Origin of the sequence: Mesorhizobium sp. M0166, from assembly GCF_040322255.1 — a bacterium.
Classification (GTDB): Bacteria; Pseudomonadota; Alphaproteobacteria; order Rhizobiales; family Rhizobiaceae; genus Mesorhizobium.
Map to the genome: position 1 here is coordinate 228,106 of NZ_JAMYTD010000005.1, position 20,238 is coordinate 248,343.

General features: G+C 62.9%; 21 protein-coding genes. 1 reads left to right on the forward strand and 20 read right to left on the reverse strand.

Going from position 1 to position 20,238, the window contains the following annotated elements; all coding sequences use genetic code 11:
* Positions 1-6 precede the first annotated feature (6 nt).
* On the reverse strand, positions 7-1,602 hold the full coding sequence (gene nusA / locus NKJ46_RS09365) for a transcription termination factor NusA (RefSeq protein ID WP_352566252.1): 1,596 nt from the start codon (positions 1,600-1,602) through the stop codon (positions 7-9).
* Positions 1,603-1,647: 45 nt separating this feature from the next.
* Positions 1,648-2,280, reverse strand: coding sequence for a ribosome maturation factor RimP (gene rimP, locus NKJ46_RS09370; RefSeq protein ID WP_352488160.1), 633 nt, complete (start codon positions 2,278-2,280; stop codon positions 1,648-1,650).
* 283 nt (positions 2,281-2,563) lie between these two features.
* Between rimP and NKJ46_RS09375 the strand changes: the two genes are divergently transcribed.
* Positions 2,564-2,728, forward strand: coding sequence for a hypothetical protein (locus NKJ46_RS09375; protein ID WP_352664273.1), 165 nt, complete (start codon positions 2,564-2,566; stop codon positions 2,726-2,728).
* A 60-nt stretch (positions 2,729-2,788) separates the two neighbouring features.
* Here NKJ46_RS09375 and trmB read toward each other — a convergent pair whose 3' ends face one another.
* From trmB to NKJ46_RS09465, 18 genes are all read right to left on the reverse strand, one after another.
* On the reverse strand, positions 2,789-3,490 hold the full coding sequence (gene trmB / locus NKJ46_RS09380; RefSeq protein WP_352664275.1) for a tRNA (guanine(46)-N(7))-methyltransferase TrmB: 702 nt from the start codon (positions 3,488-3,490) through the stop codon (positions 2,789-2,791).
* Positions 3,491-3,501: 11 nt separating this feature from the next.
* A complete protein-coding gene (metK, locus tag NKJ46_RS09385) occupies positions 3,502-4,791 on the reverse strand; it encodes a methionine adenosyltransferase (protein WP_023719567.1) in 1,290 nt (429 codons plus the stop codon).
* Positions 4,792-5,120: 329 nt separating this feature from the next.
* Positions 5,121-5,540, reverse strand: a complete 420-nt coding sequence (locus tag NKJ46_RS09390) for a helix-turn-helix domain-containing protein (RefSeq protein ID WP_352664277.1) — start codon at positions 5,538-5,540, stop codon at positions 5,121-5,123.
* Positions 5,541-5,678: 138 nt separating this feature from the next.
* A complete protein-coding gene (gene lnt, locus NKJ46_RS09395; protein WP_352664279.1) occupies positions 5,679-7,265 on the reverse strand; it encodes an apolipoprotein N-acyltransferase in 1,587 nt (528 codons plus the stop codon).
* Positions 7,266-7,352: 87 nt separating this feature from the next.
* Complete coding sequence (locus tag NKJ46_RS09400; protein WP_352664281.1) at positions 7,353-7,823, reverse strand: VOC family protein; 471 nt, start codon at positions 7,821-7,823, stop codon at positions 7,353-7,355.
* A gap of 17 nt (positions 7,824-7,840) precedes the next feature.
* On the reverse strand, positions 7,841-8,914 hold the full coding sequence (locus NKJ46_RS09405; RefSeq protein ID WP_352664283.1) for a hemolysin family protein: 1,074 nt from the start codon (positions 8,912-8,914) through the stop codon (positions 7,841-7,843).
* A 28-nt stretch (positions 8,915-8,942) separates the two neighbouring features.
* Positions 8,943-9,440, reverse strand: coding sequence for an rRNA maturation RNase YbeY (gene ybeY, locus NKJ46_RS09410; protein ID WP_352664285.1), 498 nt, complete (start codon positions 9,438-9,440; stop codon positions 8,943-8,945).
* Between the two features lie 17 nt (positions 9,441-9,457).
* Positions 9,458-10,450 carry a PhoH family protein gene (locus NKJ46_RS09415; RefSeq protein WP_473556448.1) on the reverse strand — a complete coding sequence of 331 codons (993 nt, stop codon included), beginning with the start codon at positions 10,448-10,450 and terminating at the stop codon, positions 9,458-9,460.
* Positions 10,451-10,533: 83 nt separating this feature from the next.
* Entirely contained in the window at positions 10,534-11,943 is a 1,410-nt protein-coding gene (gene miaB / locus NKJ46_RS09420; RefSeq protein WP_352664287.1) for a tRNA (N6-isopentenyl adenosine(37)-C2)-methylthiotransferase MiaB, read from the reverse strand.
* 63 nt (positions 11,944-12,006) lie between these two features.
* Positions 12,007-12,807 carry a lyso-ornithine lipid O-acyltransferase gene (gene olsA / locus NKJ46_RS09425; RefSeq protein WP_352664289.1) on the reverse strand — a complete coding sequence of 267 codons (801 nt, stop codon included), beginning with the start codon at positions 12,805-12,807 and terminating at the stop codon, positions 12,007-12,009.
* A 21-nt stretch (positions 12,808-12,828) separates the two neighbouring features.
* Positions 12,829-13,323 (reverse strand): ribosomal protein S18-alanine N-acetyltransferase, encoded by a 495-nt coding sequence (gene rimI / locus NKJ46_RS09430; protein WP_352664291.1) that lies wholly within the window; start codon positions 13,321-13,323, stop codon positions 12,829-12,831.
* Positions 13,323-14,015, reverse strand: coding sequence for a tRNA (adenosine(37)-N6)-threonylcarbamoyltransferase complex dimerization subunit type 1 TsaB (tsaB, locus tag NKJ46_RS09435; protein ID WP_352664293.1), 693 nt, complete (start codon positions 14,013-14,015; stop codon positions 13,323-13,325). Before tsaB ends, rimI begins: the two co-directional genes overlap by 1 nt.
* A gap of 159 nt (positions 14,016-14,174) precedes the next feature.
* Positions 14,175-15,281 (reverse strand): DUF1513 domain-containing protein, encoded by a 1,107-nt coding sequence (locus NKJ46_RS09440; protein ID WP_352664295.1) that lies wholly within the window; start codon positions 15,279-15,281, stop codon positions 14,175-14,177.
* 2 nt (positions 15,282-15,283) lie between these two features.
* Entirely contained in the window at positions 15,284-16,357 is a 1,074-nt protein-coding gene (locus tag NKJ46_RS09445; protein ID WP_352664297.1) for an imelysin family protein, read from the reverse strand.
* Positions 16,357-17,964, reverse strand: coding sequence for a di-heme oxidoreductase family protein (locus tag NKJ46_RS09450; RefSeq protein WP_352664299.1), 1,608 nt, complete (start codon positions 17,962-17,964; stop codon positions 16,357-16,359). The genes NKJ46_RS09445 and NKJ46_RS09450 overlap by 1 nt, the downstream gene beginning before the upstream one ends.
* Positions 17,965-17,976: 12 nt before the next feature.
* Positions 17,977-18,462 carry a bacterioferritin gene (bfr, locus tag NKJ46_RS09455; protein WP_023676883.1) on the reverse strand — a complete coding sequence of 162 codons (486 nt, stop codon included), beginning with the start codon at positions 18,460-18,462 and terminating at the stop codon, positions 17,977-17,979.
* Entirely contained in the window at positions 18,428-18,739 is a 312-nt protein-coding gene (locus tag NKJ46_RS09460) for a (2Fe-2S)-binding protein (RefSeq protein WP_023676882.1), read from the reverse strand. Before NKJ46_RS09460 ends, bfr begins: the two co-directional genes overlap by 35 nt.
* A 56-nt stretch (positions 18,740-18,795) precedes the next feature.
* On the reverse strand, positions 18,796-20,085 hold the full coding sequence (locus NKJ46_RS09465) for an imelysin family protein (protein WP_352664359.1): 1,290 nt from the start codon (positions 20,083-20,085) through the stop codon (positions 18,796-18,798).
* Between the last annotated feature and the right edge of the window lie 153 nt (positions 20,086-20,238).

The following is a 20,238-nucleotide window of genomic DNA, read 5'->3' on the forward strand; positions in this document are numbered from 1 at the left end:
TTCACCTCACGCACCGACGGTTTCGTCAGCCGGCGCGCCCTCGGCGGCAAGCTCGTCTTCGGTGATCCAGCCAGCCTTCAGGCGAGCGGCCAAGACCATTTGCTCGGCATCGGCGCGCGACACGCCGTGGTTGGCGAGCACACCCGGGAATACCTTCGTCTCGCCGTCCTTGCGTTCCTTCCAACCGGTCAGGTCGTCGGCGGCGTAGCCGGCGAAATCCTCGATCGTCTTCACGCCGTCCTCGCCGAGCGTCACCATCATGGCGGTGGTGATGCCGGGAATCTCGCGCAATTCGTCCTTGACGCCGAGCGCCTTGCGCTTCTCGTCATGCTCGGCTTCGATCTTTTCCAGATATTCGCGGGCGCGGGTCTGGATTTCCGAAGCCGTGTCCTCGTCGAAGCCGTCGATCGACGCGATTTCACCGGAGTCGACATACGCGACCTCCTCGACGCTGGTGAAGCCTTCGGAAGCGAGCACTTGGCCGACCATCTCGTCGACGTCGAGGGCTTCCATGAACAGCGACGACCGTTCGACGAATTCCTTCTGGCGGCGTTCGCTCTCTTCCTGCTCGGTCAGGATGTCGATGTCCCAGCCGGTGAGCTGCGAGGCAAGACGGACGTTTTGGCCACGGCGGCCGATGGCCAGCGACAGCTGATCGTCGGGGACGACGACCTCGATGCGCTCGGCATCCTCATCGAGCACGACCTTGGCGACTTCCGCCGGCTGCAACGCATTGACGATGAAGGACGCCGCCGAAGGCGACCACGGAATGATGTCGATCTTCTCGCCCTGCAATTCACCGACGACCGCCTGGACGCGGCTGCCGCGCATGCCGACGCAGGCGCCGACCGGATCGATGGAGCTGTCGCGCGAGATGACAGCGATCTTGGCGCGCGAACCCGGATCGCGGGCGACCGACTTGATCTCGATGATGCCGTCGTAGATTTCCGGCACTTCCATGGTGAACAACTTCGCCATGAACTGCGGATGGGTGCGCGACAGGAAGATCTGCGGGCCGCGCTGTTCGCGGCGCACGTCATAGACATAGGCGCGGACGCGATCGCCATATTTGTAGTTCTCGCGCGGGATCAGCTCGTCGCGGCGGATGATCGCTTCGCCACGGCCGAGATCGACGATGACGTTGCCGTATTCGACGCGCTTGACGGTACCGTTGACGATCTCGCCGATACGGTCCTTGTATTCGTCATATTGCCGGTCCCGCTCGGCCTCGCGCACCTTCTGCACGATGACCTGCTTGGCCGATTGGGCGGCGATGCGACCGAAATCCATCGGCGGCAGCTGTTCGGCGATGAAATCGCCGAGCTGGGCGTCCGGATTGCGCTCGCGCGCCGAGGAAATGGCAATCTGCGTCGCGTAGTCATCGACCTTCTCGACCACTTCCATCAGCCGCTGCAGCTTCATCTCGCCGGTGTTGGCGTTGATGTCGGCGCGGATATTGGTTTCCTGGCCGTAGCGCGAGCGCGCGGCCTTCTGGATCGCATCGGCCATGGCGGCGATGACGATCGACTTGTCGATCGACTTTTCACGCGCGACCGCATCGGCGATCTGCAGCAGTTCAAGCCTGTTGGCGCTTACAACCATCTTCTTCTCCCGAGCTTGTTGCCGACCTTACGGCCGGCAGCCCAATCACATTTCCTGTTCGGTTTCGTCTTCCGCACCCTCTGGTGCGTCTTCGGGTTCGCCGCGGCGTTTCCTGGCTTCCTTGCGCGCCCGATTGTCCTTCGAAAGCGCATCGCGGATAAGATCGTCGGTCAGGACCAGCCGCGCTTCGGCAATCGCATCGTAGGGAACGCGCACCGTCGGCTCCTCGCCGTAAGCGGCCTTGTCACGCTCGATCAGCACACCGTCCGCGTCGCTTTCGGCAATCTTGCCCTTGAAGCGCTTGCGGTCGGCGACGAGAACCGACGTTTCCATCTTCACCAGATGGCCGGTCCAGGCTGCAAAGTCCGATTTGCGGACCAGCGGCCGGTCGATGCCCGGCGACGATACTTCGAGATGATAAGCCTTCTCAATCGGATCATCGACATCGAGAGCCGGCGACACCGCCCGGCTGACCTCTTCACAATCCTCGACCGTCATGGTGCCGTCCTCGCGCTCGGCCATGATCTGCAGCGTCAGCCCGTTCTGGCCCGACAGGTGCACACGTACCAAGCGGAAGCCAATGGCGCGCAGTACCGGCTGAACGATCAGCGCGATGCGCGCATCGATGCCGCTTTCGCGGATGATGCGGTCGTCGCCTTCGCTTGACGTCATTGTCATTCGGTCTCTGTCGCTCGATTCCTGTTTGGTCGGCAGGTAATAAAAAAGAGCGGGACCGGGTGGACCCACTCTTCGTCATACCGACCAAGAATTTGAAGCTGATATAGACGATCATGGTCCTCGTTTCAAGCCCGTCCTGCATGACGGCAAGGCTCCGAGTCCGCAGCGCTGCGCCAAATGCATGGCGCCCATGCAGTGATCCCCCTTTGAGCACCGGCCACGCACGACTATCTATGTTGCATTGCACAATTGGAGCGCTCGCTGCGCTCGAAAGGGTACCATCATGAACGATCGTCGATTTTTTTCAGCCATAGGCAATGTCTTTAGCGTGTTCGGCAGCGCCGTAGCAGCGTCGCGGGCTGTGGAAAGCGGTCGCAAGCCGCGTGCGCATGATTTGCGCAATCTCGGCATGGGCCCGGCAGCCTTCGACAAGATCCGTCGCTTCTGAGCCAGGTGAGCGCCGAGGGCCTTCGGCCCGCTCGCCTTGTGCCCAGCTCGGATTTCCCGTTTATTTCCGCACGAAGGTGAGATAGGCGGGCCGTCGGCCTTCGCGAATGGCTTTGGCCTCATAGCGCGTCCCCGGCCAGCCATCATAGGGCCGATGCCAGTCGGCTGCTTCGCTTGCCTGCCACGTGAAGGCGCCGTGCGCCCGGCAATGCAGGAGCGTCCAGTTCACATAGTTGTCGATGTCGGACGCAAAGTGGAACTTTCCGCCGTGCTTCAGGACGCGCGCGAAGCGGTCGAGATTGACCGGGCTGACGAAGCGCCGCTTCCAGTGCTTCTTCTTCGGCCATGGATCCGGATAGAGAAGATCAATGCCATCAAGGGAAGCCTGCGGCAGCCAGTCCAGCAGGCGTGTGGCGTCGTCGTCATAGACACGCAGATTGGCAAGCGGCCGCTCCCGGACCGCCATCATCATCTTGGCCATGCCGTTGACGAAGGGCTCGACGCCGATAAAGCCGGTCGCCTGGCTGGCCGTGGCACGGTGCAGAAGATGTTCGCCGCCGCCAAAACCGATTTCGAGCTGGACAGCCGAAACTTCGGCTTCGAAAAGGCTGCGCAGATCGGCCGGCGGCTCGACCGTCAGATCGAGCCTGTAAACGGCGAAGCCGCTCTCCAGTGCCGCCGCCTGCTGCGGTCGAATGGTCTTGCCGCGCCGGCGACCGAAAAATGCCTCGGTCGCACGGCTCGGCCGGTCCTTCGGGTCCATAGGCGCCGCGGTTAGGCGGCGACTGCTTCGGCGACCGGTTCGGCGAGAGCGTCCTTGAGCGCCTTGGCGAGATCGGTCTTCTCCCAGGAGAAGGATCCGTCGCGGCCGGCCTTGCGGCCAAAATGGCCGTAGGACGACGTCTTGGCATAGATCGGCTTGTTGAGATCGAGGTGGCGGCGGATGCCGGACGGCGACAGGTCCATCACGGTGCGCAGCGCACGCTCGAGCTTTGCCTCGTCGACCTTGCCGGTGCCGTGCAGATCGACATAGATCGACAGCGGCTGGGCAACACCGATTGCATAGGAAAGCTGGATGGTGCAGCGATCGGCGAGCTTTGCGGCAACCACGTTCTTGGCGAGATAGCGCGCCGCATAGGCCGCCGAGCGGTCGACCTTGGTGGTGTCCTTGCCGGAGAAGGCGCCGCCGCCATGGGGCGCAGCCCCACCATAGGTGTCGACGATGATCTTGCGGCCGGTCAGGCCGGCGTCGCCGTCGGGCCCGCCGATGACGAACTTGCCGGTCGGGTTGATGTACCAGTTGCAATTGTCGGCGATCTTCAGGTCGCCCAGTGCTTCGCGAATATAGGGCTCGACGACGTTGCGCACCTTCTTCGAATCCCACGTCTCATCGAGATGCTGGGTCGACAGCACGATCTGCGTCACTTCCGCGGCTTTACCGTCGACATAACGGACGGTGACCTGGCTCTTGGCATCCGGCCCGAGCCTGCCGGCATCACCGCTGCCTTCATGGCGCGCAGCCGCCAGCAATTCGAGGATCTTGTGGCTGTAATAGATCGGCGCCGGCATCAGGTCCGGCGTTTCGCGGCAGGCATAGCCAAACATGATGCCCTGGTCGCCGGCTCCCTCCTCGCCTTGCCGGTCGGAGGCGTTGTCGACGCCTTGGCCGATATCCGGCGACTGGCCGTGCAGCAGGACCTCGATCTTGGCTGTCTTCCAGTGGAAGCCGGCCTGCTCGTAACCGATTTCGCGGATCGCCTTGCGGGCGACCGACTTGAACTTGGCCGGGTTGACAATCGGATGGCCGGCCGCATCCTTCAGGACGTTGCCCTCCTTGTCCTTCTTGAGCAGCGTCTCGGGGACGCGCACCTCGCCGGCGATGACAACGCGATTGGTCGTCGCAAGCGTCTCGCAGGCAACGCGGACCTTCCACGGGTCCATGCCGGTCTTTCTGGCTTCGCGATAGACGAGATCGACAATCTCGTCGGAGATGCGGTCGCAGACCTTGTCGGGATGGCCCTCGGCAACGGATTCCGAGGTGAAGAAATAATTGTGCCGCGTCACGGGTGTCCCCTCTTGAAAAAAATATCGGCAGGCCGCCGATTTTGGCGCGCCAGTTGTTAACGGTGCCGGGCGCCGCTCGTCAAGCCATGCAGCCGTTCTGGCATGAATTTTGACGTTATTATCTTTGCATCCCGAGACGGCGGCAGGGCGGACTGCGATCAGCCCTCGCACCAACAGACTGAGGAAAACGGCTTCGAGGAAGTGTGTCGAGCGAAATCGATCCGCGCTTTAGCGTATCTGCGGAATACACATCCCTCGATACGCGCAGCGGCGAGAAATTACATCCCAGCTACGACGACCTCTTCCTCTTTGAACTCTTCACGGGCCAGTCAATCGACCTCGCCGGCGGAGAGCGACTTCACAAGCTCGATGATCTTGCGGCGCACTTTCACGTCGGCGATCTTGACGAAGGCGCGGTTCAGCTGGAGCCCTTCCGGGCTGCCGCAGAATTCGACGGCGGAGGTCATCGACGCATCCTCGGCAAATCCACGGGTGCCCACGGACTCCTGACCGGGCGCATCCTCGAAGAAGAAGGCGACGGGCACGCCGAGTATGGAGGCGATTGCCTGCAGACGGCTGGCGCCGACGCGATTGGTGCCCTTTTCGTACTTTTGGATCTGCTGGAACGTTATGCCGAGGTTTTCGCCCAGTTTTTCCTGGCTCATTCCCAGCATATTGCGGCGAAGCCGGATGCGGCTTCCGACGTGGATGTCGATCGGATTCGGCTTTTTCTTGTTTTCTTCTGTCATTTTTTCCTCGCCGAATTTTTCCGGCTTTTTCTATTTTGCTGCCCAAACGAAGACGGCGGCCCGTGCCCCAACAGAACGACCTATCGACTTCGATAATTTTTCAGGCGCTTACAGTATGAGTTTCTAATGTGTCGGCTGTCAATTCGCCCGTAGCCTTTGCCTTACGTTCAAAATGCATGCCGCAACGGCAAGCAAAAACATGATCAGCATTCCGTTAATGCGTCGTTGGCTGGAGGAAACGATGGCTTGGTTGGAGATCGGCACACGCACATCGATGGCGCCGCGTGCATCGATTGCCAGCGCGTCGACGATGCGACCGCGCGGGTCGACAACGGCCGAAATGCCGTTATTAGCCGCGCGCAACAGGGGTACCCCATTCTCCACCGCCCGGATCTGCGCCTGCCGGAAGTGCTGGTACGGCCCCGGCGTGTCGCCGAACCAAGCGTCATTGGTGACGTTCACAATAAGCTCGGCTGCCGTTGCGTCAACCGCGACCAGATCGGGAAAGATGACCTCATAGCAAATAAACGGCAGCGCCCGGATACCGCCGGGCAGCGCGATTGGGTGCCGCTCATTGCCGGCCGCGAAGGTCATCGGACCGGCAACAAGCTGCTCAAGCCCGAAGCGGCCGAGCAGATCGGCGAAAGGCAGGTATTCGCCGAAGGGTACCAGGTGGACCTTGTCGACGGCATCGACGATTTCTCCCCTCTCGTCGATCGCCACTACAGAGTTGTAGTAACGGCTGCCGGCCGCCGAGCCGCCTTCCTCGCGAACGACGCCGGCGACCAGCATCTGGCCATCGCCAAGCATCTCTCCGATCGCAGGCAGGGCATCCGGACGTTCGGTGAACAGAAACGGCACGGACGTCTCCGGCCACAGGATCAATTGCGGCCTGTCATGGCCGGGTTCCGGCGCCTTGGCCGAAAGCCCCATCATGGTGGCGAAGATGCGGTCACGCACCGAGGTATCCCATTTTTCCGTAAGGTCGACGGCAGGCTGCACGATACGGACGTCGAGGCTGCGGGCAGCCGGCTTTTCGGGGGCGGCGAGCCGGATATACCCGAAGCCGGCATGGGCGGCGACGAGAACGACAAGCAATGCCGCGCCGAGGCGAAGATGCCGGCGCGCCGCAAGCAGCGCCGGCAGCGCGAAGACGAAGACCGCAAGCGCGTTCATGCCGACCATGCCGGTCACCGAGACGCTCTGCATCAGCAAAGGCACCGGCATCGCCGCATAGCCGACGGCATTCCACGGAAAGCCTGTGAACAGGAAGCCGCGCAGCCATTCCGCCAGCGCAAAGCCGAAGGCCAGCGCGGCGATGCGGCCAATGTCGTTGCTCCACAACAGCCGGGCAACCACGGCAGCGAAACCGTAAAAGAAGGCCAGCGCGAGGGGGATGCCGACCACCGCGAACGGCAAAGCCCAGGCAAAGCTGTCGGCCTCGACCAGAAGCGCCGAGCCGACCCACCAGAGACCGGCAAGAAAGTAGCCGAAACCGAACCACCAGCCGATGGCGAAAGCCGGCCGCAAGCGCCGCAGAAAACCGTCCGAGGCTTCGCTGGTCGCGCCATCGAGGAGCCACACCAGCAGCGGGAACGAAACGAAGCAGACGGCGAAGAAATCGTAAGGCGCCTGGGCAAGAACCGCCAGCGCCCCGGCAAGAAACGCCACCAGCGCGCGCCGCCAGCCCCAAAGCAGAATTATCCGGCCGGCCTGGCGCTCCATCAATGCTTCCGAGTCGTGCGAATCAGGAAGCAAGATTTATCAGGCCGCGGGCTTGGCTCCAAACCGGGCGACCTACTCCGCTCATAGCTATCGATGCCAGCCTTCGATCTTCAGTCCGCCCAGCCGCTCAGCCTCTTCGCGTGGGACAGAGCGGACAGTCTGGGAAAAGGTCCAGACATGGCCTTCAGGATCGCGCGCCCTGTACTGCCGTTCACCGTAAAACTGGTCGGCAGGCTCCTGGACGATCTCGGCTCCCGCTGCCCTTGCACGATCGCAGTGGGCATCTATCCCGTCCTTGAGGCGCACATAGACCGACTGCGTGTTCCTGCCTGCAACAGAAGCCGGGCTGGCTATATGGTCGGCCCATTCGGAATCGACGATGATATAACCATCGCCGAACCGCATCTCGGAATGGACGAGCCTGCCATCGGCATCGCTGACAACCATGCGCGGCTCGAAGCCAAAGGCCTTTTCAAGCCAGGTCAATGCGGCCTGCGGATCCTGGTAGAATACGCCGGAGCCCAAGGTCGAGTGCTTGAACGGGTCCTCAACCGGCATCCGGCGAGCCGCGTCCTTCAAGCCTGTTCGGCGCGGACGGCGCGGCGCCGCCGCTCGCCTTTTAAGGTCTCGACGATGCGCACGCGCTTGACGCGACGCGGATCGGCGTCGAGCACATGGAACTCGAAACCCGGTATGGCCTGCACCACTTCGCCGCGCGCCGGCACCCGGCCAAGCGTGTTGAAGATCATGCCGCCGATCGTGTCGACATATTCGCCGTGCTCGCCGGCGGCGAAATCCTCGCCGATCATCTTGGCGACGTCGTCGATCTCGGCCTTGCCGTCGACGATGAAGACGCCTTCGCCGGCCTGGGTGATCATCGGCTCGTCCTCATCATGCTCGTCCTCGATATCGCCGACCACCATCTCGACGATATCCTCGAGCGAGACGAGACCGTCGGTGCCGCCATATTCGTCGATGACCAGCGCCATCTGGGTGCGCGTCGTCTGCATCCGCCCCATCAGGTCGGAGGCGAGCATCGACGGCGGCACGAACAGCACCGGTCGGATCAGGTTGAGATCGCCGATGGTGCGCGCCAGATCGACCTGGGCGAGATCGAGAACCGTCGCAACCGGGGTTTTCCTGGTCGTCCTGCCCTTTCTGACGCGGGCGACCTTGGTGATGTGCGCCAGCACGTCGCGGATATGAACCATGCCGCGCGGATCGTCGAGCGTCTCCGAATAGACCGGCATGCGGGAGTGTCCGGACTGCTCGAACAGCCCCAGAAGATCGCCGAGCTTCGTCGTGATCTCGACCGCCTCGATGTCGGCGCGCGGCACCATGACGTCCTCGACGCGCACTTCGCGCAGGCGCAGGATGTTGTTGAGCATGGCGCGTTCGCCGGGCGAGAAGGATTCTGCATCGCTCGCCGTTTCGGCAAGCGCACCGGCAATCTCCTCGCGCAGGCTGGTGCCATTGCGGTGCCTGAAAAGCCCGAGCACGCGATCGAACAGGGAAGGACCGGCAGGCGATGCCTCGCTGGCGAAGCTGCCGGTCGTGGTACTCGGACTCGAGCCCTCTTCCGTCGTTTCGGAAGGCTTGATCGCACTGCCGGCGTCGGAGCGGGCGGCAGTCTCTGGTTTGTCGTTCATCATCGTCCGGTCAATTGGTCTTTTGTAATTACGTGTAGGGATCGGGAATGGCAAGCCTCGCAAGTGCTGCGCGCTCTGTCGCTTCCATCAGTTCCGCTTCGGCATCCGTTTCGTGATCATAGCCCAGCAAATGCAGCAGGCCATGGATGACGAGATGGGAGATATGGTCCTCGACGGGCTTGTCTTCCAGTGCCGCTTCGCGCGCGACAGTCTCGGCGGCCAGCACGATGTCGCCGAGCATCGGCGGCAGAGGCCCGCCCCTGGCAAACGGAAAAGCCGGAAAAGACAGGACGTTGGTCGGCTTGTCCTTGCCGCGCCAGCCGGCATTGAGCGTACGGATATGGGCATCGTCGGAAAAGACTATGCTGAGCTCGGAACGGCCGTCCGCACCGGTTTCGGCAAAGGCGGCCGAGACGGCACGGTCGACAAGCTGCATCAGCGCCGCCTCGTCGGGCCAGTCGCCCGCCTCGATCGCGATATCGATTTCGACGGGAAGCAGTCCCCCCGCCTTTTGCTCCTCAGCCATGCGGCCGCATAATCATATCAGCTTTCGACACCCAAGCCCCTGGCCAGCTTGCCGTCACGGTCGTAGGCCTTGACGATCTCGGCGACCAGCGGATGCCTGACGACGTCGCCTTCATTGAAGCGTACGGTCACCATGCCGGTGACGCCGTCGAGGATTCTCAACGCCTCGACCAGGCCGGACTTGGTGTTCGGCGGCAGATCGATCTGGGTCGGATCACCGGTGACGATCATGCGCGAGTTCTCGCCGAGCCGGGTCAGGAACATCTTCATCTGCATCGGCGTGGTGTTCTGCGCCTCGTCGAGGATGACGGCGGCGTGCGCCAGCGTACGGCCGCGCATGAATGCCAGCGGCGCGATCTCGATGACCTCGGCGGCAATCGCCCGCTCGACCTTATCGGCCGGCATCATGTCATAGAGCGCGTCATAGAGCGGCCGCAGATACGGATCGACCTTCTCCTTCATGTCACCCGGCAGAAAGCCAAGCCGTTCACCGGCCTCGACCGCGGGGCGCGACAGCACGATGCGTTCGACCATGCCGCGTTCGAGCAGCATTGCCGCATGCGCCACCGCCAGATAGGTCTTTCCGGTGCCGGCCGGGCCGATGCCGAAGACGAGTTCCGACCGCTCCAGCGCGCGCATATAGGCGTCCTGGTTGAGTGAGCGGGCATAGATGGTCTTCTTGCGCGTCGATATCTGGGCGGCGGACACCTTGCCCTTGCGCTCCAGCGTCGGCAGCGTCAGCTGGTCGTCGGAGGCGATGGCCATGCGTACCGCGCCGTCGACATCGGACTGGCCGATATCGGTGCCTTTCTGCAGAATGCCGTAAAGATTGTCCAAGGCACGGCGCGCCTGCTCAGCGGCCGAAGAAGAGCCCTTGATGGTCAATTGATTGCCGCGCGAGCGGATGTCGACGCCGAGCTTCTGCTCGAGCCTAGCCAGATTCTCGTCGAACTGGCCGTAAAGGGCGCTGGCAAGCTTGTTATTGTCGAAAGTCAGTACGATGTGCGCCATATCCGAGGCCCCGGAGGGTAGATTCTGGGGCAGGTTCTTGACTTCAGCAGCGCTCAACCGTCTCTCCTCATCTGCCGAGGCCTTCAGGCCAATTCGGCGAACAGGCTGTTGTAGCCCGTCTTCGTGATTCGTACCTGGATAATGTCACCGATTTCGCCGGCCTTTTCATCAACAATAACTGGCTGCAGCCAAGGCGAGCGGCCAACCTTCTGGCCGGCCTGGCGGCCGGGCTTTTCGATCAGCGTGTCGATAGTCCTGCCGACCAGGCTTGCGCCGAAATCCTGCTGCTGTTTCAGAAGCAGCGCCTGCAGCCGCTGCAGGCGCTCGTCCTTGACGGCCTCCGGCACGTGGTCGCTCATCTCGGCGCCCGGCGTGCCAGGGCGCGGAGAGTATTTGAACGAGAAGGCCGAGGCATAGTTGACGTCTTCGACCAACTGCATGGTCGCCTCGAAATCGGCTTCCGTCTCACCGGGAAAGCCAACGATAAAATCGCCCGACAGTGCGATGTCGTTCCGTGCGGCACGGATGCGGTCGATCAACGTCAGATAGTCCTTGGCCATATGCCTGCGGTTCATCGCCTTGAGTATGCGGTCGGAGCCGGATTGCACCGGTAAATGTAGATAGGGCATCAGCGTAGGCAAATCACGATGGGCGGCGATCAATTCATCGTCCATGTCGCGCGGATGGCTGGTCGTGTAGCGCAGCCGCGCCAGACCTGGAATCTCTGCAAGCCTGAACAGCAGCCGGCCAAGGCCCCATTCCTCGCCGTCTTCGCCTCTTCCATGCCAGGCGTTGACGTTCTGGCCGAGCAGCGTCACCTCGCGCACGCCGGCATCCGCCAGGCGCTCGGCCTCGGCGACGATCTGTGCCACCGGCCGCGAGACTTCCGAGCCGCGCGTATAGGGCACGACACAGAAGGTGCAGAACTTGTCGCAGCCTTCCTGAACGGTCAAGAACGCCGTCACGCCGCGCCTGATCAGTTCGGCGCGCTTTGGCTGCGGCAGATGCTCGAACTTGTCCTCGACGGCATAGTCGGTCTCGACGATCTTTTCTCCGCTCCGCGCCCTCGCCAGCACACCGGGCAGCCGGTGATAGGTCTGCGGACCGATGACCAGATCGACGGCCGGCGAGCGGCGGATGATCTCGGCACCCTCGGCCTGCGCCACGCAGCCGGCGACGCCGACCAGCATTTCGCGCCCGGCCTTGGCACGTTCCGCCTTCAACTCACGGATGCGCCCAAGTTCGGAATAGACCTTTTCCGCCGCTTTCTCGCGGATGTGGCAGGTGTTGAGCAGCACCAGATCGGCCTCGCCAATGGCGTCGGTCGCGGCATAACCGTCGGCCGCCAGAGCATCGGTCATGCGCTGCGAATCGTAGACGTTCATCTGGCAGCCATAGGTCTTGACGAAGACCTTTCTGGTTGCGGCAGCCGGAACGACTAGGTCTTCGGCGGCAGCGCCGATGTCGTCGCGTTCTATCGTGTTCAATACCATTTCGCGGCTTCTAGCGCCTTTCCCTGACAAAAAACAGACGAATCTGGCCGGAACCTGCGCAGACTACCGGCTTGGGCGCGGTTCGGCGAGCGCCGCCTGCACCATCTCGCGCACCTGGCGTTCCATCTGCTTTGCCGTCTCCTTGCGGCTGGAGCCCTTGGAGAAAGCGATCGCCTCGCCAAAATGCACCTCGACGTCGAGAGCGCCCTCGGCCATGAGCACCTTGAGGTGCGGCATCAGCTCCTCATCGCCGATCCAGGCGGCAACCGGCCGATGCCGGCGGCCGAGCGGCACGCCATGCAGGCGCGTATAGACGATGGCCACCGGCTGGATGAATACCTGTTCGGCCGCCCCTTCCGCAATCGCCATTGTAGCGGCGCCGAACAGCGTACTCTTGAACGGCAGGATCATGTTGCCGTCGCCGGTCGAGCCTTCGGCGAACAGCACCATGGCGTCGCCCTTGGCCATGCGGGCGGCGATCTCGCTTGCCTGGTCGCCCGACGAACGTTTGCGCTCACGCTCGATGAAGACGGTGCGCTGCAGCTTCGACAGCATGCCGATCAGCGGCCAGCCGGCCATGTCGGCCCTGGCGATGAACGTCACGTCGACCATCGACCCCAGCACCATGATGTCGGTCCAGGAGATGTGGTTGGCGGCAACCAGCAATGGGCGCTGGCCGGACAGCGCTCCCTTGACATGGATGCGCAGCCCCAGCGCCCTGACGATCATCCTGTGCCAGATCTTCAGGATGAAGGTCTCGCGCCAGAGCCCGGTCCTCATCGACAGTATCTGCAAAGGCACAAGTACCAATGAGCCGACGACAACCAGCCCCAGCGCCAGGAAAATCCTGATTTTTCCGATCATCCGCACCACCCCGGCGTTTGGCTAGCGAAGATCGCGGCGCATGACAAGCGCGCCGGTTGGGCCGTGTTCCGGCGACTTGTAATAGTTGGCGCGCTTGCCGACCTCGTGGAAGCCGAGCCGCCGATAGAGCGCAATCGCGGCGACATTGGTCTCGTCGACCTCGAGGAAAAGTGCCTCGGCGCGCTGTGCGTGCAGTTCACGCAGCACCGCATCCATCAACTGCCAGCCGAGCCCCCGGCGCCGATGCGAGCGTGCCACCGCGACGGTCAGGATCTCCCCCTCGCCGGCCGCCAGCCGCGCCAGCACGAAGCCGACCGGCGGCTTGGCGCCCTGTCCGGTCTCGCGCGCGGCATAGCCGAACACCGTATCCTGCTCGAGCAGTGCGGCGAATTCATCCTCGGTCCACGGCCGCGCGAAATCCTCGCGATGCAGCACCGACATTGCCGTGCTGTCGGCAATCGTCAGCGGCTCGAGCGCATAGTCCCTGCGGCGCGGCTGGAGGAACGGAATGCGCATCAGTTTTTTTGCCTCGATAAAACAAAGCCGGCCTGCGGCTTGGCGTCGGCGCCGCGCAGATAGAGCGGCTTCGGCTTTTCGCCCTCGGCCTTTTTACCGGCACCTTGGGCCGCGGCCAGCCGGGCATAGACGGCGATGTCGGCGGTGGCCCCGATCGGGCCTGTATCAAAAGCGCGCCCGACCGAGGCCGCAATTTGCGATGTCGCAGTGCCGGCAAGAACCGCGGAGCAGTCAACCGCGATGGCGGCGGCTTGCGAAAGCGTGGTCACCGAGGGACCGTAAATCAAAACGGATGCTTCATCGTAAAGTGCCGCATGGATTTCCTCGCGCCCTGCATCGAGTGCGGCGAGAACGGCGCGGCCGGGAAACGTTACTCTCGCTTGCGCCGCCAGTGCTTCCAGAGTCGTCACGCCGATCGCCGGGATTTTCAGCGCCAGCGCAAGGCCGCGCGCCGCCGAGACGCCGACGCGCAGACCGGTGAAGGAGCCCGGACCGGTGGAAACGGCAATGGCGCCGAGGCCGGTAAATTCCGTTCCGGCCGCCTTCAACGCCCCTTCGATGACACCCATTAGATGCTCGGCATGACCCTTGCTGAGATCGAGCACCGAACGGCTGAGTTCTTTCCCGGCCGCCGCGTCGTAGACGCAGGCGGCGCAGAGATTGGCGGCACAGTCGATGGCAAGCAACTTCATGAAGCGGCCGGTTGAGACAGTTTCGAAAACAGCTTCCCTCTGCCCGCCAGGGCTGATCCTCGCAAGGGAATAATGGATAAATCGTCAGGCGACTTGGCTTCGGCGCGGGTCCAAGAATGTAAGTTTCGACGCACGCAATCGCCACAATAAGTATCGGGACTAGCCGACCTGCTCGATACGCAGCACGTGATTGTCCCAGACATAGTCCGGCTCGGAACGTATCGAGCTATCGGCCTCGACGATTTCGCCGGCGCCGGTCGTCGCCATGAAGCTTTCCCCATCGGGTGCAACGCCGCAGACCTCGACCAGCGCCTTGGTGGCGACGATGCGGCCGCTGGCCGCATCGATCACGGCAAGCGAATTCCCCTCAGGGGAAGACACGGCGATGGTGCCGGCGGCAGGGTTGGCGGCGACCGAGCCGATATAGTTCCTGAAGGCCGAGAGCACGTCCTGCGACATGTCGAGCAGTTCCAGTTCCTTGCCGCGCGGCGCGCGGCCGACCAGCGGGGGACGATCGGTGCCCGGCCCCCTGTACTGACAGCCGAACCAGACGGTACCGAACCGGTCGGCATCCATATGGCGGATCGACAGTTGGTGCAGCGCCGGCGGCAATTCGTGCTTTTCGGTGAGATCACCGGTAAGGCGGTCGACCAGAACATAGGAAGGCTTCATCGTTGCGATGTTGAGCTCGGCGCGGCCATAATCCGGATGCGTCTCGATGCCGCCATTGGCCACAGCAATCGTCCTGCCATCCGAAAGCAGCAAAAGCTCGTGCGGGCCTGTGCCGTAGGTCGGGACCTCGCCGATGCGCTTGAATTTCGCATGCGCGTCATAGATGCCGACGACGCCGGCGGCATTGTCGAAATCGTTCTCGGTGGCGTAGAGCAGCGCACCGTCGGCCGAGAACACGCCATGGCCGAAGAAATGCCGGCCGGCAACGCTGGCAATGGTGTGCGGTTCATCGCGGCCGGTATGGTCGAAGACGACAGCAAAGGTGCCCGGCTGCCTGGCAAACACCACCGAACGCTTAGACACCGGGTCGAAGGTAACGTCGTGGCCCCGATCGGGCAGATCGATCGTGTGCAACAACTTGCCGGCCTCGGACAGGACGGCCGCGCCATAGCTGCCGTCGCGCTTGACGAAAGCGGTGGCGAACACCGCCTCGGCGTCGAGTGTCTTTGCCCAGGCCGATGGCGCCATCGCCGCGACGAAACCAGCGCCTGCCGCCCTCAGGAAATCGCGCCGATCGATCAGCGGCATCCTCATGATCAGTCGCCATCCAGTGACGAGAACCCGACGGTCAGGCCGAATTCGGCGGTCAGCCTGGTGCCGATCAGGGTCGTCAGGCTGGATGTCACCAGCGAGAAATAGTCGAGCTCCTGGCGCAGCGCCGGATCGGCAAGTGCCTTGTCGATCGGACCCCTGATCGCCTTGGCCGCCTCAATCCCGTTGGTGAGCTGGATGTGGACCGATTCCGCCATCCAGCGCGCATCGGGCGGCAGCGCGTCGCCAAGCTGCGAGGCCTGGAACAGCGCGTCCATGCCCGCCAGATTCCCGGTCAGCGAGCGGGCGGTGTTTTGCGAGCGCCAATAGATCGCCTGTTTCGGTTTGTCGGCCTCCGGCTTGGCGCCCAGGAAGCCTTTCAAGCGTACATCGCGCACCATTTCCAGCTCGTTGATGAAGACGCCGACCAGTTCGGTCACCGCTTCAGTGCCGTTGTGGTAGAGCGCGTTCTGCGGACCCGGATTGGCCCAGAGCGCGGCAAAGCCGTCGGGCTTGGTCCAGGCATCGGCGACCTCGCCGGCGATCGTCTCGATATTGCCGGCAATGGCCGCGCCATAGGCGCAGCGATAGGCGTCGTCCCTGCCGGCCAATTGACCGGCGCCGTCGCCATGGAGCACGAATTCCAGTGCGCCGAGCCCTTGCATGGCGACGCTCTTTGTCGCCAGCTGGGCCGGATCGGCGGCTGTCGGATCCTTGCCGGCAAGTGCTGCCTGCACCTGCTTCAGGCCGATGCTCTTGCGGTCCGGCCAAAACAGCATGCGCTCAAGCCGGTTGTTTTCCGCGATCGGCCCGAAACGGATGATTTCCACCACCGACCAGGCATCCACGACACCGGAGAATTCGGCGCGCGCCGCATCGAGATTGTCTTGCGAGGGCGCCTGGCAAAGCGTGTGCATTGCCTCGGTCAAGCTGTCCGCATGGTCATGCAGCCTGGCATAGGCCGGGCGGACGAAGCCGTCGATCGCCCGCTGGATCACATCCGAAGCCTTCACCGCCGCGGATGCCGGCAGCGCACCGGCGAGGACCAGCATCAGAGCGAGTGCAAGACGCTTCCGCATCAGAGCGACTCCAGAAACTTGATCAGCGCGGCGCGATCGGCCGCATCGGCAGCGGCAAAGCGGTCACGCGCCTTCTGGCCCTCGCCGCCATGCCACAGAATCGCCTCGGCCAGGCTGCGTGCGCGCCCGTCATGCAGGAAGAAGGTGCTGCCGCTGACGGTCTGGGTGAGTCCGATGCCCCACAGCGGCGGCGTGCGCCATTCGCTTCCCGTGGCCTCGCCCACCGCCTGTCCGTCGGCAAGGGCGGGTCCCATGTCATGCAGCAGGAAATCGGAATAAGGCCAGATCAGCTGGAAGGCCTGCGCCTTGTTCGGGGTGCCGCGACGGGTGACGAATTTCGGCGTATGGCAGGAGATGCAGCCCATATCGTAGAACAGTTTTTTGCCGGCGAGCACGTCCGGTCTGTCGAGATCGCGCCGGGCCGGCACGGCAAGGTTTTGCGAATAGAAGGTCACGAGGTCCATGACCGGCGGTGGAGCTTCGACCGGACCGAGGCGCTCCTGCACACCGTTGGGTAGGGCACGGCAGGTCTTTTCTGCGGCGCTGCAATCGCCCCAGTGCTTCGGCACTTCGGGCGTCGAAATGCCGATATCGCCGGCAAAAGCGTCCGCCGATTGCTGACGGATCGACGCCGCCTGCGCCTTCCAGCCGAAACGGCCGAGCGTCAGTTCACCGCTGCTGCCGTCGCGTATTATGTTGGGCCTGCCGGAAATCCCGTCACCGTCGCGGTCGGTCGCATCAGCACGCGCAAGGATGTCGGCAGGAGCGATCTGCTCGACCAGGCCGAGGCCGATCATCGGCGGAGTCATGCGCGGCGACAGCGTGGTGTGTGGACCGAGCGGCCCGTAGGCGAGACCGTCGACCGAATAGCTCGGCTTGCGCAGCGACACCGTGCTGCCGTCCGCCAGTTTTACTTTTTGCTCCTGATAATTGACATGCATCCTGCCTTCGCCCTGCAGGCCGGGAACGGCCAATTCCTGCAATTGCGTGCCGTAGACCGGGTCGGGGAAGTTGAGCACCTTGTGATCGGCGAGCGCGGCTTTCTCCTCCTCGGTACTGGCTTCCCTTGCCAGACGCAGGAACATCGACGTGGTGCCGCTGTCGCCTTCAGGTGGATGGCCGCGGCCGTCCTTCAGATGACAGTTCTGGCAGGCGCGCTCGTTGAACAGCGGACCGAGCCCATCAGAGGCCTGTGTCGAGGATGGCGAGGATACCCAGTTCTTGCGGAAAATGGCGTTGCCGAGCTTGAAGGTACCCTCTTCCTCGAAGCTGATGTTGGCAGAGGATTGCGAGAAGGCGTCCTTGTTGACGTCCTTCTTCGAGGTGCCGGCGCCACCCTGCATCAGCTCGAATTGCTCGGGCTTGGAGAAATCGCTGGCCGGCCTGGTGATGGCGACGACGCGCGCCAGATCCTTCGGCGTCAGATCCGTGCGGCTGGTGGCAAGCCCCGCCGGTTGCGGCGCCCCGGCCAGCGCCGAGGCTGTGAGCGTCGCCACCACGGCAAGAAAGGCGCCGCGAAGGATACCGTATCGCGGCTTCTTCTGAGGCGGCAGGCCGCAACCTTCGGCCGGCCGCAAGCGGCGCATGAAATCTAGGGGGCGCCGCATTCCCGCATATCCTTATTCCGCCTCGTCGGCCGACGCCGCGTTGAGCTGGCCGTACTTTTCCTCGCCGATCGAGGCGAGCAGGTCGAGTTGCGTTTCGAGGAAGTCGATATGACCTTCCTCGTCAGCTAGCAATTCCTCGAACAGCTTCATCGTCACGTAGTCGCCTGCTTCGTTACAAACCTCGCGCGAACGCTTGTAGGCGGTGCGCGCGTCATATTCGCCGGCAAGATCGGATTCGAGCACTTCCTTGACATTCTGCCCGATGCGCAGCGGCGCCACGGACTGCAGGTTTGGATGGCCCTCGAGGAAGATGATGCGCGCCACGAGCCGGTCGGCATGGTGCATTTCCTCGATCGATTCAGCGCGTTCCTTCTTCGCCAGCTTGGCGTATCCCCAGTCTTCCAGCAGCCGGAAATGCACCCAGTATTGATTGACTGCCCCAAGTTCCAGAAACAGAGCCTCGTTAAGCCGCTCTATGATCTGCTGTTCGCCTTTCATGGGTTCTGCTCCCGTATTGGACGCGCAGGCCTCTGACGCGATCCAGGTGTGAAACGATGTCCACGCCACTCGCCGCCGAGCGGGCGTGGTAATTTTCGGTGACCCGAATGATCGTTTCGACCACATTTGGGAAGCAGCCGCAACAGCGACCGCGCTTGTGCATGGCATGATAGACCTTCGCCGGCACGATCAGCTGCCAGGGGTCCTCATCCAGCAGTCCGACGATCGTCTGCTCTATCTCCTTTTCGGTGATGATGTTGCAATGGCAGATCAGCATTTGTCGCCCTGGCTAACGGCGCTTCGTTGCGCCGCGTGGCTGGTGGTTTCGATAGTTTACTGGAACACCTTGTCCGGTGAATCGAGGCTGTCCGAGCCCTCGAAGGCGATGGCATTGAGCTTCAGGGTACCGACGCCGCGTTCGATCGACTTGGTCTGATCGACCAGTGCGTCGATCGCCGCCTGCACGGTGGCGTTGCCTTCCGTGTTGCCTTCTCCGATCTGCTGGTCGTAGGCCTCGCCGGCAAGCGCCTGCGCCTTGATGGCCTCCATCTTGGCGATGGTGACGTCCAGCTTAGCCGACAATTCCTTGTCGATCGCCGGATCGGCTTGCCTGACCATGTCGGCCACCGACGGCCCCTCGACGACCGTGCCGTCAAGCCGCGTGTAGCTGCCGTGATAGGCGGCACGGATGCCGATCGCGTCATAAAGATGGGAGTTGTAGGTGTTGTCGGAGAAGCAATCGTGCTCCTCTTCCGGATCGTGCAGCAAGAGGCCGAGCTTCATCCGCTCGCCAGCGAGCTCGCCATAGGACAGCGACCCCATGCCGGTGAAGATGATCGAAATGGCGGCGTTCGGCTCGCCATCGACAAGGTTCTTGCGGGCGGCGCCGCCTTCCTTCCAGTCGTCGACCATATCCTTTAGATCGGAAACCAGAAGGTCGCTCGCCGATTTCAGGTACTGCGCCCGGCGGTCGCAATTGCCGCCGGTGCAATTGGTGAGGTCGTAATCGGTGTAGGGCCGCTCGCCGGCGCCCGGACCGGTGCCGTGCAGGTCTTGCCCCCAAAGCAGGAATTCGATGGCGTGATAGCCGGTCGCCACGTTGGCCTCGATGCCGCCCGCCTCCTGCAGTGTGCCGGAGAGGAACTCCGGCGTCAGGTTGGTGGCGTCGACCTTCTTGCCGTTGATCTCGATCGACTTGTTGGCGATCACATTGGCGGTGTAGAGCGCGTTGGCGTCCGATTCGGTGCCGTAGCTCTTGGCGACATAGTCGATCAAGCCCTCGTCGAGCGGCCAGGAGTTCACCTTGCCTTCCCAGTCGTCGACGATGGCATTACCGAAGCGATAGACCTCGGTCTGCTGATAGGGAACGCGCGATGCCTTCCACGCCTCGCGGGCGGCGTTCAGCGTTTCGGCAGATGGCTTGGCGAGCAGTGCATCGACAGCCTTGTCGAGCGCCTCGGCCGTGATCAGCGAATCCTCGTATTTGGCGAGCGCGATGTCGGAATAAGTCTTGATGACCGCCTTGGCATCGGTTTGCGCCTTGGCCGGCAGCACGAACACCGCCGCCGTCAGCATGGCGGTGGAGCTGATCGCCGCAAGCCTGCCGCCATACCGCGCGGTCATCATCGTTCTCATGATTGTCTCTCCTCGGGAATCAATGAAATGCCGGTGCCGCGGCGGGCAATTGCCAGCGGGCAAAGAAGGGTCGCGCCATCGCGCGGTTCGCGGAAGAAAGACACCGAAATGCCTCCAATCGAAAGGGTTCAAGGCCCAGAC